At 50.8% G+C, this 13,172-nt stretch carries 18 protein-coding genes; 14 read left to right on the plus strand and 4 right to left on the minus strand.

What is annotated here, in order from left to right:
• Positions 1-11 precede the first annotated feature (11 nt).
• From FHQ23_RS05695 to FHQ23_RS05740, 11 genes are all read left to right on the plus strand, one after another.
• Positions 12-857 (plus strand): SDR family NAD(P)-dependent oxidoreductase, encoded by an 846-nt coding sequence (locus FHQ23_RS05695; RefSeq protein WP_267963631.1) that lies wholly within the window; start codon positions 12-14, stop codon positions 855-857.
• A 22-nt stretch (positions 858-879) separates the two neighbouring features.
• Positions 880-1,290 carry a GlcG/HbpS family heme-binding protein gene (locus FHQ23_RS05700; RefSeq protein ID WP_139613448.1) on the plus strand — a complete coding sequence of 137 codons (411 nt, stop codon included), beginning with the start codon at positions 880-882 and terminating at the stop codon, positions 1,288-1,290.
• A 97-nt stretch (positions 1,291-1,387) separates the two neighbouring features.
• Positions 1,388-2,140: a dihydrofolate reductase family protein gene (locus tag FHQ23_RS05705; RefSeq protein WP_139613449.1), complete on the plus strand. Its 753-nt coding sequence runs from the start codon at positions 1,388-1,390 to the stop codon at positions 2,138-2,140.
• Positions 2,127-2,696, plus strand: a complete 570-nt coding sequence (locus tag FHQ23_RS05710) for a GNAT family N-acetyltransferase (protein WP_176552258.1) — start codon at positions 2,127-2,129, stop codon at positions 2,694-2,696. Before FHQ23_RS05705 ends, FHQ23_RS05710 begins: the two co-directional genes overlap by 14 nt.
• 5 nt (positions 2,697-2,701) lie before the next feature.
• Positions 2,702-3,808: an MBL fold metallo-hydrolase gene (locus tag FHQ23_RS05715; RefSeq protein WP_139613451.1), complete on the plus strand. Its 1,107-nt coding sequence runs from the start codon at positions 2,702-2,704 to the stop codon at positions 3,806-3,808.
• On the plus strand, positions 3,781-3,930 hold the full coding sequence (locus tag FHQ23_RS12355; RefSeq protein WP_176552259.1) for a hypothetical protein: 150 nt from the start codon (positions 3,781-3,783) through the stop codon (positions 3,928-3,930). The genes FHQ23_RS05715 and FHQ23_RS12355 overlap by 28 nt, the downstream gene beginning before the upstream one ends.
• Positions 3,931-3,935: 5 nt before the next feature.
• Positions 3,936-4,904, plus strand: coding sequence for an NADP-dependent oxidoreductase (locus FHQ23_RS05720; protein WP_139613452.1), 969 nt, complete (start codon positions 3,936-3,938; stop codon positions 4,902-4,904).
• Positions 4,905-5,032: 128 nt separating this feature from the next.
• The gene (locus FHQ23_RS05725; RefSeq protein ID WP_267963632.1) at positions 5,033-5,218 is read left to right on the plus strand and encodes an SDR family NAD(P)-dependent oxidoreductase; all 186 of its coding nucleotides are present in this window, start codon (positions 5,033-5,035) and stop codon (positions 5,216-5,218) included.
• Positions 5,219-5,352: 134 nt separating this feature from the next.
• Complete coding sequence (locus FHQ23_RS05730) at positions 5,353-5,802, plus strand: MarR family winged helix-turn-helix transcriptional regulator (RefSeq protein WP_139613454.1); 450 nt, start codon at positions 5,353-5,355, stop codon at positions 5,800-5,802.
• Positions 5,803-5,820: 18 nt separating this feature from the next.
• Positions 5,821-6,150 (plus strand): DMT family transporter, encoded by a 330-nt coding sequence (locus FHQ23_RS05735; protein ID WP_139613455.1) that lies wholly within the window; start codon positions 5,821-5,823, stop codon positions 6,148-6,150.
• Between the two features lie 178 nt (positions 6,151-6,328).
• Positions 6,329-7,312: an aldo/keto reductase gene (locus tag FHQ23_RS05740; protein WP_139613456.1), complete on the plus strand. Its 984-nt coding sequence runs from the start codon at positions 6,329-6,331 to the stop codon at positions 7,310-7,312.
• Positions 7,313-7,368: 56 nt separating this feature from the next.
• Here the strand turns inward: FHQ23_RS05740 and FHQ23_RS05745 are convergent, their stop codons facing one another.
• Positions 7,369-8,058 carry an alpha/beta hydrolase gene (locus FHQ23_RS05745; protein ID WP_139613457.1) on the minus strand — a complete coding sequence of 230 codons (690 nt, stop codon included), beginning with the start codon at positions 8,056-8,058 and terminating at the stop codon, positions 7,369-7,371.
• Positions 8,059-8,245: 187 nt separating this feature from the next.
• Here FHQ23_RS05745 and FHQ23_RS05750 point away from each other — a divergent pair, with 187 nt between their 5' ends.
• Positions 8,246-8,866 carry an NAD(P)H-dependent oxidoreductase gene (locus FHQ23_RS05750; protein WP_139613458.1) on the plus strand — a complete coding sequence of 207 codons (621 nt, stop codon included), beginning with the start codon at positions 8,246-8,248 and terminating at the stop codon, positions 8,864-8,866.
• A 10-nt stretch (positions 8,867-8,876) separates the two neighbouring features.
• A complete protein-coding gene (locus tag FHQ23_RS12540) occupies positions 8,877-9,557 on the plus strand; it encodes a DUF1330 domain-containing protein (RefSeq protein WP_267963633.1) in 681 nt (226 codons plus the stop codon).
• Positions 9,558-9,856: 299 nt separating this feature from the next.
• Here the strand turns inward: FHQ23_RS12540 and FHQ23_RS05765 are convergent, their stop codons facing one another.
• The 3 genes from FHQ23_RS05765 to FHQ23_RS05775 all read right to left on the minus strand — a co-directional run bounded on the left by FHQ23_RS05765 (position 9,857) and on the right by FHQ23_RS05775 (position 12,626).
• Positions 9,857-10,666, minus strand: a complete 810-nt coding sequence (locus FHQ23_RS05765; RefSeq protein WP_267963634.1) for a DUF1963 domain-containing protein — start codon at positions 10,664-10,666, stop codon at positions 9,857-9,859.
• 76 nt (positions 10,667-10,742) lie between these two features.
• The gene (locus FHQ23_RS05770; RefSeq protein WP_139613459.1) at positions 10,743-11,624 is read right to left on the minus strand and encodes a molybdopterin-synthase small subunit; all 882 of its coding nucleotides are present in this window, start codon (positions 11,622-11,624) and stop codon (positions 10,743-10,745) included.
• Between the two features lie 39 nt (positions 11,625-11,663).
• Positions 11,664-12,626, minus strand: a complete 963-nt coding sequence (locus FHQ23_RS05775; RefSeq protein ID WP_139613460.1) for an SMI1/KNR4 family protein — start codon at positions 12,624-12,626, stop codon at positions 11,664-11,666.
• A gap of 208 nt (positions 12,627-12,834) precedes the next feature.
• Between FHQ23_RS05775 and FHQ23_RS12545 the strand changes: the two genes are divergently transcribed.
• Positions 12,835-12,999 (plus strand): EthD family reductase, encoded by a 165-nt coding sequence (locus FHQ23_RS12545; protein WP_267963635.1) that lies wholly within the window; start codon positions 12,835-12,837, stop codon positions 12,997-12,999.
• Positions 13,000-13,172 lie beyond the last annotated feature (173 nt).

Here is a 13,172-nt window from a genome sequence, read left to right on the forward strand (position 1 = left end):
AGGAAAAAATCATGACACAAAAATACTTCATCACCGGCGCATCGGGCGGCTTGGGCATCGAATTGGTGAAAAAAGCCTTAAACGAGGGCCACACCGTGGTGGCGGCGGTACGCAAACCGGCGGCGTTGGCAGACTTGGGCGCAGAATATCGCGAACGCTTAATCGTCGAACAACTGGACGTGACCCAAATCGACAGCCTCGCCGCCGTTGCCGCCAAACACACCGATATTGATGTATTGGTAAACAATGCCGGCGGGGCGATTTTGGGTGCGATGGAAGAGCTGAGCGACGCACAGGTGCAGCAGCAGCTCGATTTGAATCTGGTGGCGCCGATTCACCTCACCCGTGCCTTTTTGCCGGCCTTGCGTGCCAAAAAGAGCGGTGTGATGGTGTACATCACCAGCGTGGGCGGGCGCACGGCGTTTGCGGGCGGGGCGATGTACCACGCCGCCAAATTCGGCTTGGAAGGCTTTGCCGAAACCGTGGCGCAGGAAGTGGCGGGCTTCGGCATCAAAACCGTGATTGTCGAACCCGGCTCGATGAAAACCGACTTTATCGCCAATGTGAATTGGACGGCGGAATCCGACACCTATAAAGACAGCACCGTCGGCCAAGTGCGCAGCTACATTCAGGAATACGGCGAAGACAACATCGCCGGAGACCCGCAAAAAATAGCCGCCGCCGTTTATGCCTTGACGCAACTGCCCGAACCGCCGCTGCGCACCGCATTGGGCGTGGATACCTTCGCCGCTTTGCAACAGGCGTACCGCAAGCAGTTGAGCGACTTGGATGCACAACAAGCCTTGGCGGAATCGGTGGCGTTTGCTGGCAAAACCGGCTTTAACCCGAATAGCTGATTCCACCAAAAAAGGAAACTCCATGAAAACCAAGCCTATTTTAAGCGAAGCGGAAGTGCAAAAGATGTTGGACGCCGCCAAGGCCGAAGCTGTACGGCACGGATTTGCCGTTGCCATCAGCATTGTAGACGACGGCGGCCACTTGCTGGCCATGCAGCGGCTGGACAACTGCGCGCCGATGAACAGCGTGTTTTCGCAAGAAAAAGCCAAAACCGCCGCCATCAGCGGCTTTGAAAGCCAATTGTTCGAAGACATCGTGGCCGGCGGCCGCAACGCCTTTATCACGGCTCCGCTGGTGACATCGCTTGCCGGCGGCTTGCCTGTGGTGATCAAAGGGCAGATTCTGGGCGCCATCGGCGTATCGGGCGTTACCGCCGAGCAAGATTTGCAGGTGGCCAGAGCCGGGCTGGCGGCGGTTGAAGATGCTGCCTGAACGTGCGCTTTGCCTTCAGGCAGCATGAGATTAAAGCCGTTTGTGCGTAAAAATCGGGCTTGGATAAACCCCTTGCTTGAATGTACAGGAAAAACCCATGAGCAAACCTTACCACCTCACTTGCCATATGGCGGTTTCGATTGATGGCAAAGTGACCGGCGGTTTTTTGGAAGATCCGCGTTTCGGCGACCACGACGGGGATTATTTCGAGCTGTTCCACCAATACAACCGCAGCAGCCGCAACTGGATCAGCGGGCGAGTGTCGATGGCGCAGGTGATCACCCGCCACCACACCGCCGACACCGCCGCCTTTGCCGGACAACAAGTGAGCCGTGACGATTTCGTCGGCGACCCGGCCGCCCGCCGTTTCGCCATTGCGTTCGATCCCGACGGCAAACTCAGTTGGACGCAAAACCGCATCGGCGACGAATATCCGGCGTTGAAAGGCGACCACATCATCGCCATTTTGAGCGAAAGCGTGGCAGACAGCTACCTGCTGTACCTGCAATCGCTCGGCGTTTCCTATGTTTTCGCCGGCACGCAAAAACCGCTGTCGATGCGCACCGCACTAGACAAACTGCACCGCCTGTTCGGCTTGGACGATTTCCTGCTGGTCGGCGGCGGCTACATCAACGGCAGCTTTATGCAGGAAGGGCTGAACGACACCATCAGCCTGATTCAAGCGCCGTTGGTGGAAAGCCGCAGCGTGTTCCAGTCGGACGAGGGCGAACGCCCGTTGCCCGCTTACCGGTTTACTGAGCATGAATTGTTTGGCAATGGCTCGCTGCGGCTGGTTTATCAAAAAGTCGGCGACGGCGATGATGGTGTAAATGCCGATGAACCCGATTGATTTCAAATCGGTCGGGCTGTTTTCCGCCAAGGTGGTGAAACGGTTGTATAAAAGTGCTTTTCCGGCGAACGAACGCATGCCGTTTTATCTGCTGCGACTGTCGGCGATGCGCAATCAAAACAACGATTTTTGGGCGCTTGAGCAAAACGGGCAAACGGTGGGGCTGCTGTATGTGGTGCGGCGGCAAACGATGGGTATCATCGGCTATTTCGCCATTGCCGAATCCCACCGTTCGGCAGGCTTGGGGGCGGAAGCACTTAACGCCTTAAAACAGCGTTTTCCGAGGTTGCACTGGCTGCTGAATATCGAAGTGCTGGACAAAGCGGCGGACAACTATCCGCAGTGGTGCCGGCGGCGGCAGTTTTATCAGCGCCACGCTTTCCACATGCTGCCATATACCTTAGCCATTGGCGGAACGCTGTACGCCTTGCTGGCAACCGACGGCACCCTGGAGCGGGCAGCGATTTTGGCAATGTATCGTGAATTCAGTTGGGGCGCAGATCTTGAAGTGATGCCGTCTGAATTCAATAATTTATTGTTTGAGAGTGAAGATTGAAGAAAATGTTATTCGTTAGCTTAGGCGTAATTGCCGCCCTTGCCGCCGTTGCGGCGGCGTATCTGCAACGGCCGGTTTTCGGCGCCAACCCTACAGGCGAGCGCTTGGCACGCATTCAGCAGTCGCCGAATTACCGTGACGGGGCGTTTCAGAATTTAAGCCACACCCCCGCCATCACCGGGGATAAATCCATCGTCAGAGCCAGTTGGGACGCCTTGTTCGACTTGGACAAAAACGTTAAGCCGTCCGCCCCCGTGCCGTCGGTGAAAACCAATTTGCACAGGCTGCCTGCCGATCGCAACTGGTATGTGTGGCTGGGGCATTCGTCGTATTTGATGCAGCTCGACGGCAAGCGGTTTTTGGTGGATCCGGTATTGGCCGCAGCCAGCCCGCTGCCCTTCGGCGGCAAGCCCTTTGCCGGGGCGGATATTTACCAACCCACCGACATACCGGCGGTGGATTACCTCATCATCAGCCATGATCATTACGACCACTTGGATTACGCCACCCTGCGCCAAATCCAACCGAAAATCAACCATGTCGTCAGCGGCTTGGGCGTGGGCGCGCATCTGGAGCGCTGGGGGTTTTCAGCCGGCCAAATCACCGAGTTGGATTGGCACGAAGCGGTGCAACTAACCCCCGACATCCGCCTCACCGCCTTGCCCGCACGCCATTTTTCCGGCCGCGCACTCAAACGTAACCAAACCCTGTGGGCATCGTTTATGCTGCAAACGCCGTCTGAAACCGTGTATATCGGCGGCGACAGCGGCTACGATGCTTTTTTCAAACAAATCGGCGTAGCGTTTCCCGACATCAGCCTGGCGATTTTGGAAAACGGGCAATACGATCAAGATTGGGCGAATATCCACTTTTTGCCCGAACACTTGGTGCAGGCGGTGAAAGACTTGCAACCGAAGCGCCTGCTGGCGGTGCACAACAGCAAATTTGTGCTGGCGAAACATGCTTGGGACGAACCGATGCGGCTGCTTGCCGATAACGTTGCGCGGGAAAACTTGCCGCTGCTGACCCCGAAAATCGGCGAAGTGCTGTATCTGGACGAGCAAAACCAGCAGTTTGAACGCTGGTGGCAGGCAGTGCCGCCCAAGCGCTAAGCCGTATTTTTAGCGATTTGGTGCAGGGCAGGTCACCATCAAACCGCACTTTGGCTTTTATCGATGAAAGTGGTATTCCATTGCATGGGAAAGACGGTCATTTCAACAAGCAAGCGAGGTGAATGATATGCAAGCTGTTTTTTTGAATGAAGCCGGTGGCGCCGACGCGCTGTATGCGGCAGAAACCGCGCAACCTGTGCCGGCAAGCGGCGAAGTGTTGGTTAAAGTCGCCGCCATCGGCATCAATCCTGCCGACATAGCCGTGCGCAGCGACAACGCCTTGCTCGGCATGATGTACGGCGAACAGCGTCCGGTGATTTTGGGCTGGGACATTGCCGGCACGGTGGTTGCCTGCGGCGCTGATGTTACTGCTTTTAAGGCCGGCGACGAGGTGTTCGGCATGGTGAATTTCCCCGGCAACGGCAGCGCTTATGCCGAATATACCGCCGCCCCCGCCGCCCATTTGGCGTTGAAACCGCCGCACGTCAGCCACGAGCAGGCCGCCGCCAGCTGCTTGGCCGCCTGCACCGCTTATCAGGCGTTGCTAGACATCGCTGCCGTTAAAGCGGGCGACAAGGTGCTGGTTCACGGCGCTTCCGGCGGTGTCGGGCATTTTGCCGTGCAAATCGCCAAAGCATGCGGCGCTTATGTGGCCGGTACTTCGTCCGCCCAAAACCGCGATTTGGTGCTGTCGCTCGGTGCTGACGAGCACATCGATTACCGCAGCGAGAACGTCAGCGAGCGCCTGCACGGTTTCGACATCGTGCTGGAAACGGCGCCTGGCAACCTGCTGAGCTCAATCGCAGTGCTGCGCAGCGGCGGCAAAATCGTCAGCACCGCCAGGTTTGAATACGGTGCGGACGTCAGCGAACAGGCGGCCGCCAAGCAGATTGCCATCGACACCATCAAAGTGCGGTCGCAGCCTGCCACCATCACCGCACTGGCTACCCTGCTGGCAAGCGGCGCCTGCAAACCGCACATTCACCAAACCTTCGCTTTTGCCGACCTGCGCGCCGCCCATTCGGCACTCGAAAACAGACAGGTGACGGCGGGCAAAGTGGTGTTGAACGGGCTGCCTGAAAGCGCCAATCCGTAAACAGTGAATCCGTAAACTGCGGTAGCAATTCGATAGTTTACCCTAGTTTCTTTATTTAAAATCAAGTAGTTAATATGGCATAACGCATCACCACCCCTTACGGCAGACACACCGATGCCAACGAAGTCGTGAAAGACGTAGATCTGAGCGGCAAACGCGCGCTGATTACCGGCGCGGCTTCCGGCATCGGTATCGAAACCGCCCGTGCATTGGCGCTGGCAGGGGCAGAAGTCACCCTTGCCGTGCGCAATACCGCTGCCGGCCATCAAACGGCGGCGGACAACCGCGCCTATTTGGTGGAAGGCGTGGCTTAGTTTTAATCGTAATCAAATAACCATGCCGTCTGAAACCCAACACAGCAAAGTGCGGTTTCAGACGGCATTTTTTCTTGCCTTAAATCCCAATTAGGACTATAGTTCGGTCCTAATTGGGATTTAAAAGGGAGTTTATGCAGCAAATTCAACACAACATCAACGCCTTATTCAATCACTTTAATGAGATTATCGGGCTGTATCGGCAATTGGCAAAGCGCTTGGGTGTGGGCTACAACACGCTGGCGGTGCTGTATTGCATTTATTTTCATGGGCAATGTACGCAAAAAATGATTGGCGAAAGCTGGTGGCTGCCCAAGCAAACGGTGAACAATCTGACCCAAGAAATGCTGGGCAAGGGCTGGCTGGAGCAGGTGGACGACGCATCACCGCGGCGGGGCAAGCTGTTGCGGTTTACCGCTGAAGGGCTGGCATTTGCCGAGCCGATTGTGCAGGCGGTGATGCAGGCGGAGCGGGCAACGTTTACCGCACTTGGCGATGAACATTGCGAAATGATGCTGGGCGTTACCGCACGTTATGCCGAGCTGTTTAAACACTATTCTAATTTGAATACCGATGCCGAATAAGGCGAATAAGGGGAAAAAATGATTTGGTTTTTATTAATGATTTCGATTGCCACCGAAGTGTTTGCCACCAGCATGTTAAACGCCAGCCAGGGCTTTAGCCGCCCGCTGTACGGCGTAGCAGCACTCGCTTTGTATGCCGTGTCGCTGGGTGTGCTTGCCAAGGTGATGACCGGGCTGCCGGTGGGCATTGTTTATGCGGTGTGGTCTGGCTTGGGGATTGTGCTGATTTCGGCAATTGGCTGGTTTTTCTTCAAGCAAAAATTGGACTTGCCCGCCTTTGTCGGGCTAGCGATGATTATCGGCGGCGTGTTGGTGATTAATTTATTCTCCCATTCCAGCGTTCATTAACGGTGAAAAAGAAAAATGCTGCCTGAAACCGCACTTTCAGGTGGCATACTTTGGCTTTATTCTTTCCTTTATGGAAACAATGATTTCACCAAAACCTATCTAGTAAAAGGTAATCGCAATTTCTACAATACGCCCATCGAAACAAACTGATTACTGAAACAGCAAGAGGAATCCAACCATGAACACATTATCTAAAACCGCTCCGAAAGCCGCCCCGAAAATCGCATTAGGCACCTGGTCTTGGGGCGCGGGCTTTGCCGGTGGCGACCAAGTATTCGGCAACCATTTGAGCGAGGCACAAATGCAGGCGGTGTTTGATGCTGCTACCGAAGCCGGTTTAAACCTGTGGGACACCGCCGCCGTGTACGGCATGGGCAGCTCGGAAACCGCACTTGGCGCACAAATCCGCCGCCATTTGCAAAACCACCGCCGCGACAGCCTGCTGATTTCCACCAAGTTCACCCCGCAAATCGCCGATGCCCAATCCGCCACGCCGGTGGCCGATATGCTGGCGCAAAGCTGCGAACGCCTCGGCACCGATGATGTTGACTTGTATTGGGTGCACAACCCCACCGATGTCAACCGCTGGACGAATCAGTTTGTGCCGTTGTTGAAAAGCGGCAAAATCAAAGGCTTTGGCGTGTCCAACCACAATCTGGAGCAAATCAAATTGGTGAACGACACCCTCGCCCAAGCAGGCTGCCGCATTGCCGCGGTGCAAAACCACTACAGCCTGCTGTACCGCGCTTCGGAACACGCCGGGATTTTGGATTACTGCCAAGCCAACGGCATCAGCTTTTTTGCCTATATGGTGTTGGAACAAGGCGCATTGAGCGGGCGCTACAACAGTCAAAACCCGCTGCCTGAAGGCAGTGGCCGCGCCGAAAGCTACAACAAAGTGCTGCCGCAACTGCAAACCCTCACCGATGCGATGCAGCAAATCGGCGCACGCCATCAGGCAAACGCCGCGCAAATCGCCATCGCCTGGGCGATTGCCAAGGGCACCTTGCCGCTGATCGGCGCCACCAAACCGCACCATGTTACCGATGCCGCCGCAGCCGCTACTATTGTGTTAACTACCGAAGAAATCGCCACGCTGGAGCGCTTGGCAGAGCAAACTGGGGTGGATACCAAAGGCGCGTGGGAGCCAGAGATGGTGTGACGATACAGCGTGGAAGATACCACGCTGTAATAAGCATTGCCGTTGATGACGTTGCGCTAAGCGACAGCGTTTGCCGCTTCAACAATCAATGCCGTCACTTCTTGCGGACGGGAGGCTAAAGAGGCGTGGCTGGCGTCTAGCGTGATGGTTTTGCGCGGACTCATCCGTTCAGCCATCATTTTTTGGTTGTCGGGGTGAATCATGCGGTCAGCAGAGGAGATTTGATACCAGCTCGGTTTCACTTTCCAAGCAGGCGCGGTGACGTTATCGCCGAATGTATTGCCGACGGGGGCTTTTTGTGTCACCGCCATAATATAGGCTTCTTCTTCGTCCAAATCCTGGCAGAAACTTTGATGGTATTTGTCTTGCGCCACCCACAAATAGCCATCGCTGTCGGGTTGGATATTGGCAAAAGCTTGCGGCGGATTGGCTTGGCTGATGGCACCGGCACTTTCACCGGCATCCGGCGCAAACGCTGCGATATAAACCAAGGCAGCCACATTCGGCAAATCACCCATTTCGGTAATCACTTTGCCACCGTAGGAGTGGCCGACCAGCACCACCGGCTTATTGATTTGGCGCACCATTTTACGGGTACGTTCGGCATCATCGGCCAAAGAGGTCAGCGGATTTTCTACCGCATAAATATGGTTGAAACCTTGAGCACGCAGCAGCGGAATCACTTTTGCCCAATGCGCCGCACCGCCCCAAAAGCCGTGCACTAAAACAATTGCAGGTTTGCTCATTGCTTTTCCTTATGTTGTTGGGTTGCGAAAATAATATTGTTCAGTAGGCAGATACATGCTTTGCCTGTTGCAGATTATAGCGCTAAGGCAATGAAAAACAATAGCCTCAACTGGCTTTTTTATGAACGGTACGGCAAAGCAGTATAACTGCCCCGAAGTACCTAAAATTAAATTAGAGGAACACAAAATGTACAACAGACGAAACGTATTAAAAACAGGGTTGGTGTTGGGCGCAGCCGCAGCCACAGGCGGTGTGTTGTTTGCCACAGGCAGCAAAACCGCCCAAGCCGCACCACCGCAAACCCATATCAAAACCCTGGTGATTGTGTCGCACCCCTATCCTGAGCGCTCAGTGCTGACCAAAGGACTGCAAGCCGCGGCGGAAAGTGTGGCGGGAGTGACCGTGCGCAATCTGGAAACGATTTACGGCTTCGACACCCGCGCCATCAATGGCGACGAAGAGCGGCGCATCACCCGCGAACACGACCGCATTGTGTTTGTGTTCCCCACCCATTGGTTCAACATCCCGCCAATGATGAAGGCATATCTGAACGACACTTGGGGCAGCGTCGGTCCCGGTTTGTGGCAGGGCAAAGAAATGCTGGTGGTGTCCACCGCCGCCGGCGGCAGCTCCACTTACGGGCAAAACGGGCGTATCGGCGTGCCGCTTGCCGAAGTGTTTTTGCCGATGAAAGCCAGCGCATTACACGCCGGCATGACGTATTTACCGCCTTTGGTGTTTGAAAGCGCCGGCAGCGGCAGGCTGCCTGAATACCAACAACAATTGATTGAACGTTTAACCCAATAAGGAAACCACAATGAAACAACAACTGACCGCACTTTTATTCACCGGCTTGCTGGCAGTAACCGGCGTTGCCCATGCCGCACCGGCGTATGTAATCTCCGAATTCCAGCTCACCGATGCCGACAGCGTCAAACCCTACCGCGCGCAAATGCCGGACACCCTCAAAGCCCACGGCGGCCAATTTCTCGCCCGCGGCGGCAAAGCCGAACGCAAGGAAGGAATTGCGCCGATGGGCGGCGTGGTGATCATCAAATTCGACAGCCCGGAGCAAGCCAAAAATTGGTACAACTCCGATGCCTACCAAAGCATCAAACCCATCCGCCAACGCAGCGGCAACACACGCAGCATTTTGGTGGAGGGCTTGGCCGAACAAGCCGGCTCGATTAGCCGAAACGGCACGCCGCACGCCTATTACATCGCCGAATTCGAACCCACCGACAGCCAAGGCATGCGCCCTTACAGTGAAAAAGTCGAAAGCCTGTTCGCCCCCTATAGCGGCCGCTACATCGTGCGCGGCAAATCCGCCGAAGAAGTGGAAGGCTTCGGCAGTCAGGGGCGGATGGTGGTGATTGAATTCGACAGCCTGCAACAGGCGCAAAACTGGTACAACTCGTCCGAATACGCCGAGTTGCGCAAAATCCGCTGGCAAAGCGGCAACACCCGCGCCATGATTGTCGAAGGCGTGGCGCAGTAATAGTCGAAACACACGGCTGCCTGAAAATAATCTGTTTTTTCAGGCAGCTTTAATAAGTTACCGTTTCTATATTAATTATTTTTCAGAAAAGAGGTTCAGCGAAAAGTGTTTAGTGTAATGGGGCAATCATGCTGTTGATATTCAAAATGTTGCACATCCGTGCGATTTGCCAGCCAAGGGCATGATGGTTAAGATAAAGGCCATCTGAAACCGCACTTTGCTTTTTTGAACAAGCAAAGGGTTTCAGGCAGCCTTTATTCTCAATATAGTGAAATAAAAATATTCATTTTTAAATTGATTTAGTGACATTGCAAGGTAAACTCAATTCTTTCTGATTTTTCATCATAGAAAACATAAATTAACCCGACATCTCCCCACATTAATCCGGCATTGTCTTCAGAGTCAATTTGAAATAAAAGTCTCATTGGATTGCCTTCAGCGTCTTCTGGTGTTGACTCGCCTTGAACCCACATCGGATAACCACCGAGTTGACTTTGATAGCTTTGTTGCCCAATCAGTTTTGTCACAATTTGCTCATAACTGTCCCAAGGTTCATCTTCGTTTAGCACACAAGATAATTTGGCGGCACTATGGCAGTGCAAATCGATTCCTTCCCAATCCGGTAGGGATTTTGTCGGGCTAAAACTGATTTCACAATATTTTGATTTTCCTAATTCATTCGGCTTATCAATAAACTCAATATTTTCTTTTTCAATGGTTTTATAGATTTTTACTAACCATCCGTCATCTTCAGTATCCCAAGGGAGTTCTTCCCAATCATAATAGAATTGAATGAGTGCAATACCTTGGGGCAATTGCAGATGCTCATTGTTAAATATTTGGAAAATGAATTCTAAATTTTTTCCGTTGTTACTTTTAGGCCATTGTTCTCCTTTTTTAAAATAGGGCTGCCCGCCAAATTGCGAAATTAATTGAGTGTTTTCCGGTGGCGTTGATGGCGGCAGCACTGCTAATTTCGTTGCTGTTCTAATGATTAGCTTTACTAAATTCTCTAAATCAGAAATCGTTTTTAAATTCATTTCATTTAGTTCCTTTCGATATTTTTCAAACGGCAATTCAGCTTTGAATCTATCTTTTTTACCGCTCAATATTTTCCCCAAAACTCATGCTTTGCAGCCTGTTTTTATATGGCGCACAACGTTTTTGGCCTTGGCGTTCGTGCTGTTAAATGTTAAATCTGTTTTTTATCCATTGCTCGATTTTCTTGCGACTTATCCCCTTTGATGTGCTGAAATAGGCAGTATCACCTTTTAAATCATCTGTATTGAATGTCGTGGCAAAATAATTTTCAACCTGGGTCAAGAACTTACCAAGTTCTAATAAATTCGGTTTGCCTATTTCTTTCTCATCAACTCTTATTGTAAATACCTCACTGTCTGTAAAGCTTATTTTTTGTATTTTTTGCGAAAGGCTGTTTTCGATACTAATTTTAAACGTGTCATTTTTTATTCCCGGGCTGCCAAAATAGATTTTTAATTTAAACTGTTTTTCCTTTTCGTCATCAGTCAATCCATCGGTGGTGAACCATTTGCCAAAATTCATCAAATGAAGGCTGACACTCCAATCATATTTATTAGGCAAATCAATGCCTAATTTTTCCATTAACTGATAAGACGGCAAAGTGTGAAAAATGCCGTCATAGTATTGCTTAATTCTTTCTGCATAAGGGTGTTGCACGTTTGGCAAATTCAATAATGTAAAGAGGTGATTGAGAAAAAAGTCCTCATTCTTTTTGTCGATAATATTGGCAAAATACGCCAATACATTTTCTTTCCTTGAAAACGAAAGAATCGCCCAAACGGCATACAATCCGTGAATATCGTGATGTTCTCTATAATGGCGTTCTGTTTTGTTGTATTCTGCAAGGCATTCTAATAAGAAATCATTGACTTCATCGGTTGCAATATCTTTGAGTTTGACAATATTTTTGTTGTCAGGTGTATATGCGCCATTTTTGAGCTTGTTACAAAGCTGATTGACCAATTTTTCAGTTTGCTTGGGTAATGATGCTTTTTTTTCGATGATGATCTCGGTTAAATATGCCATCTTGCTTTTCCTCCCGTTTTTCTATAAAAACAACAAGCTCTATCTGCTTGCGCCACCCAGCCCAGGCTGATTGTTCGCCAGCTCTTTCAACGTTTCGTGTAAATGCCCTTCAGAATGCAGTAAACCATTTTCAGCCTTGCGCAGTGCGACCAGTATCTTGTCAAATAAATCATCCAAACTTTGTGCCAATACAAACATGTCTTCTTCATCACGCCCAAAGTTGATTACCTGCCCTTTTTTACCTTTTGTATCCGGATCCAGGTCGATTCCCAAGTAATTTCCGCCACCGTCTGAAAATATAGGCAACCATTTATAATGAAAATACTTTTTCTGAATTGCGTTTTTAGGGGTTGATGTAAACGAAATTTGGTTGTCAAAATCGTAAGCCGAGCGTTCTACTTCATATTTTCCATTTGAGTAAGCCACAAAGTTTAGTTCGTCCCATTTATAAGTCGGTTGTTCTAATTCGTGCAGTTTTTTCACTATTTCTGAAACGTTGTCTAATTCTTTAAAGTCTATTTTTAAAATTTTTCGTTCTTTCTCTGTCGTATTTTCGCTTGCATAAATATAAGGGCCGCCAAAGCGATTAGGGCCGCATTCAAATGCAATTTTGTACCAACTCTTTTGCAGTCCGAAAAGTTTATGTTTCGGTGCTTTGCCGACATAAAAATCGACAATTTGCCGGATCAGTTGCTCTGATTGCTCGGGATTGGCAATGGTCTTTGTTTCCGGCTTGATTAAACTGCGGCTGAATTCCAATTGTTGGATAATTTCATCGGCACGACAAAAATTGTCGCCGAAGAATATGCCGTTTCCATCGTCATTTTGCCCATTGGCAAACGAATAAAGTGCTTTTATTTCCGTTGGTAAGGATTCTTGCAGCAGGTTTTCGATTTTTTGAAGCTCGCTATCGGAAACTGGCGGGTTCAATGTGCCGCTTGAGGCTTCCACATTGTTTTGCTGGATGGCCATAATTTCTTGAAATTTGGTTATGATATTCATGATATGTTGTCCTGCCTGTCATTACCTTTAGTGGTTTTATGCCGTCACGCAGTGAACCTGTTGCGGTGCGCTGGCTGCTCGAGCCAACATAAACCAAGTGCGGTGTTTCTGCAAGGTTAAAACCGCACTTTTCCTCTTCAGGCAGCCTGAATCAATCCAAACATTCACCCCACAACAAAAGGAACAAAACAGGTCAGAACAACAAGCCTTGAAACACGTCGGCTTAATCTACAAATCTGAATTGTGGTTCGATTCGATTGAAAACGCCCAAGCCGCATTCGCTTCCGAAATCGGGCAGCAAGCCTATGACGATGTGCCCAATTTTGCTGAAAACGTGGCGGTCACTTATATTACAGAAACGCAGAAGTTTTAAGGGCTGATCAATAATAAGGCTGCCTGAAAAGCATTTTTGCCAAAGCAAAGTGCGGTTTTGGGCAGCATTTCCCTATCCATTCAATCAAAAAAAACCCACGGCGCAAGTTTGCAACTTGTGCCTTTTTTACATTTGATTTATCAGTAAATCTCAGAATGGTTATTCACAAGTTA

It is taken from the genome of Testudinibacter crocodili (genome assembly GCF_006228025.1).
Lineage (GTDB): Bacteria > Pseudomonadota > Gammaproteobacteria > Enterobacterales > Pasteurellaceae > Chelonobacter.

What these genes read in the sequence shown, in the direction of transcription:
- FHQ23_RS05700 (WP_139613448.1), top strand. Translation starts at nt 880, where the DNA reads ATGAAAACCAAGCCTATTTTAAGCGAAGCGGAAGTGCAAAAGATGTTG.
- FHQ23_RS12540 (WP_267963633.1), top strand. Translation starts at nt 8,877, where the DNA reads ATGAAACAACAACTGACCGCACTTTTATTCACCGGCTTGCTGGCAGTA.
- FHQ23_RS05770 (WP_139613459.1), bottom strand. Translation starts at nt 11,624, where the DNA reads ATGGCATATTTAACCGAGATCATCATCGAAAAAAAAGCATCATTACCC.
- FHQ23_RS05705 (WP_139613449.1), top strand. Translation starts at nt 1,388, where the DNA reads ATGAGCAAACCTTACCACCTCACTTGCCATATGGCGGTTTCGATTGAT.
- FHQ23_RS05715 (WP_139613451.1), top strand. Translation starts at nt 2,702, where the DNA reads ATGTTATTCGTTAGCTTAGGCGTAATTGCCGCCCTTGCCGCCGTTGCG.
- FHQ23_RS05745 (WP_139613457.1), bottom strand. Translation starts at nt 8,058, where the DNA reads ATGAGCAAACCTGCAATTGTTTTAGTGCACGGCTTTTGGGGCGGTGCG.
- FHQ23_RS05695 (WP_267963631.1), top strand. Translation starts at nt 12, where the DNA reads ATGACACAAAAATACTTCATCACCGGCGCATCGGGCGGCTTGGGCATC.
- FHQ23_RS05735 (WP_139613455.1), top strand. Translation starts at nt 5,821, where the DNA reads ATGATTTGGTTTTTATTAATGATTTCGATTGCCACCGAAGTGTTTGCC.
- FHQ23_RS05710 (WP_176552258.1), top strand. Translation starts at nt 2,127, where the DNA reads ATGAACCCGATTGATTTCAAATCGGTCGGGCTGTTTTCCGCCAAGGTG.
- FHQ23_RS05740 (WP_139613456.1), top strand. Translation starts at nt 6,329, where the DNA reads ATGAACACATTATCTAAAACCGCTCCGAAAGCCGCCCCGAAAATCGCA.
- FHQ23_RS05730 (WP_139613454.1), top strand. Translation starts at nt 5,353, where the DNA reads ATGCAGCAAATTCAACACAACATCAACGCCTTATTCAATCACTTTAAT.
- FHQ23_RS05775 (WP_139613460.1), bottom strand. Translation starts at nt 12,626, where the DNA reads ATGAATATCATAACCAAATTTCAAGAAATTATGGCCATCCAGCAAAAC.
- FHQ23_RS05720 (WP_139613452.1), top strand. Translation starts at nt 3,936, where the DNA reads ATGCAAGCTGTTTTTTTGAATGAAGCCGGTGGCGCCGACGCGCTGTAT.
- FHQ23_RS05750 (WP_139613458.1), top strand. Translation starts at nt 8,246, where the DNA reads ATGTACAACAGACGAAACGTATTAAAAACAGGGTTGGTGTTGGGCGCA.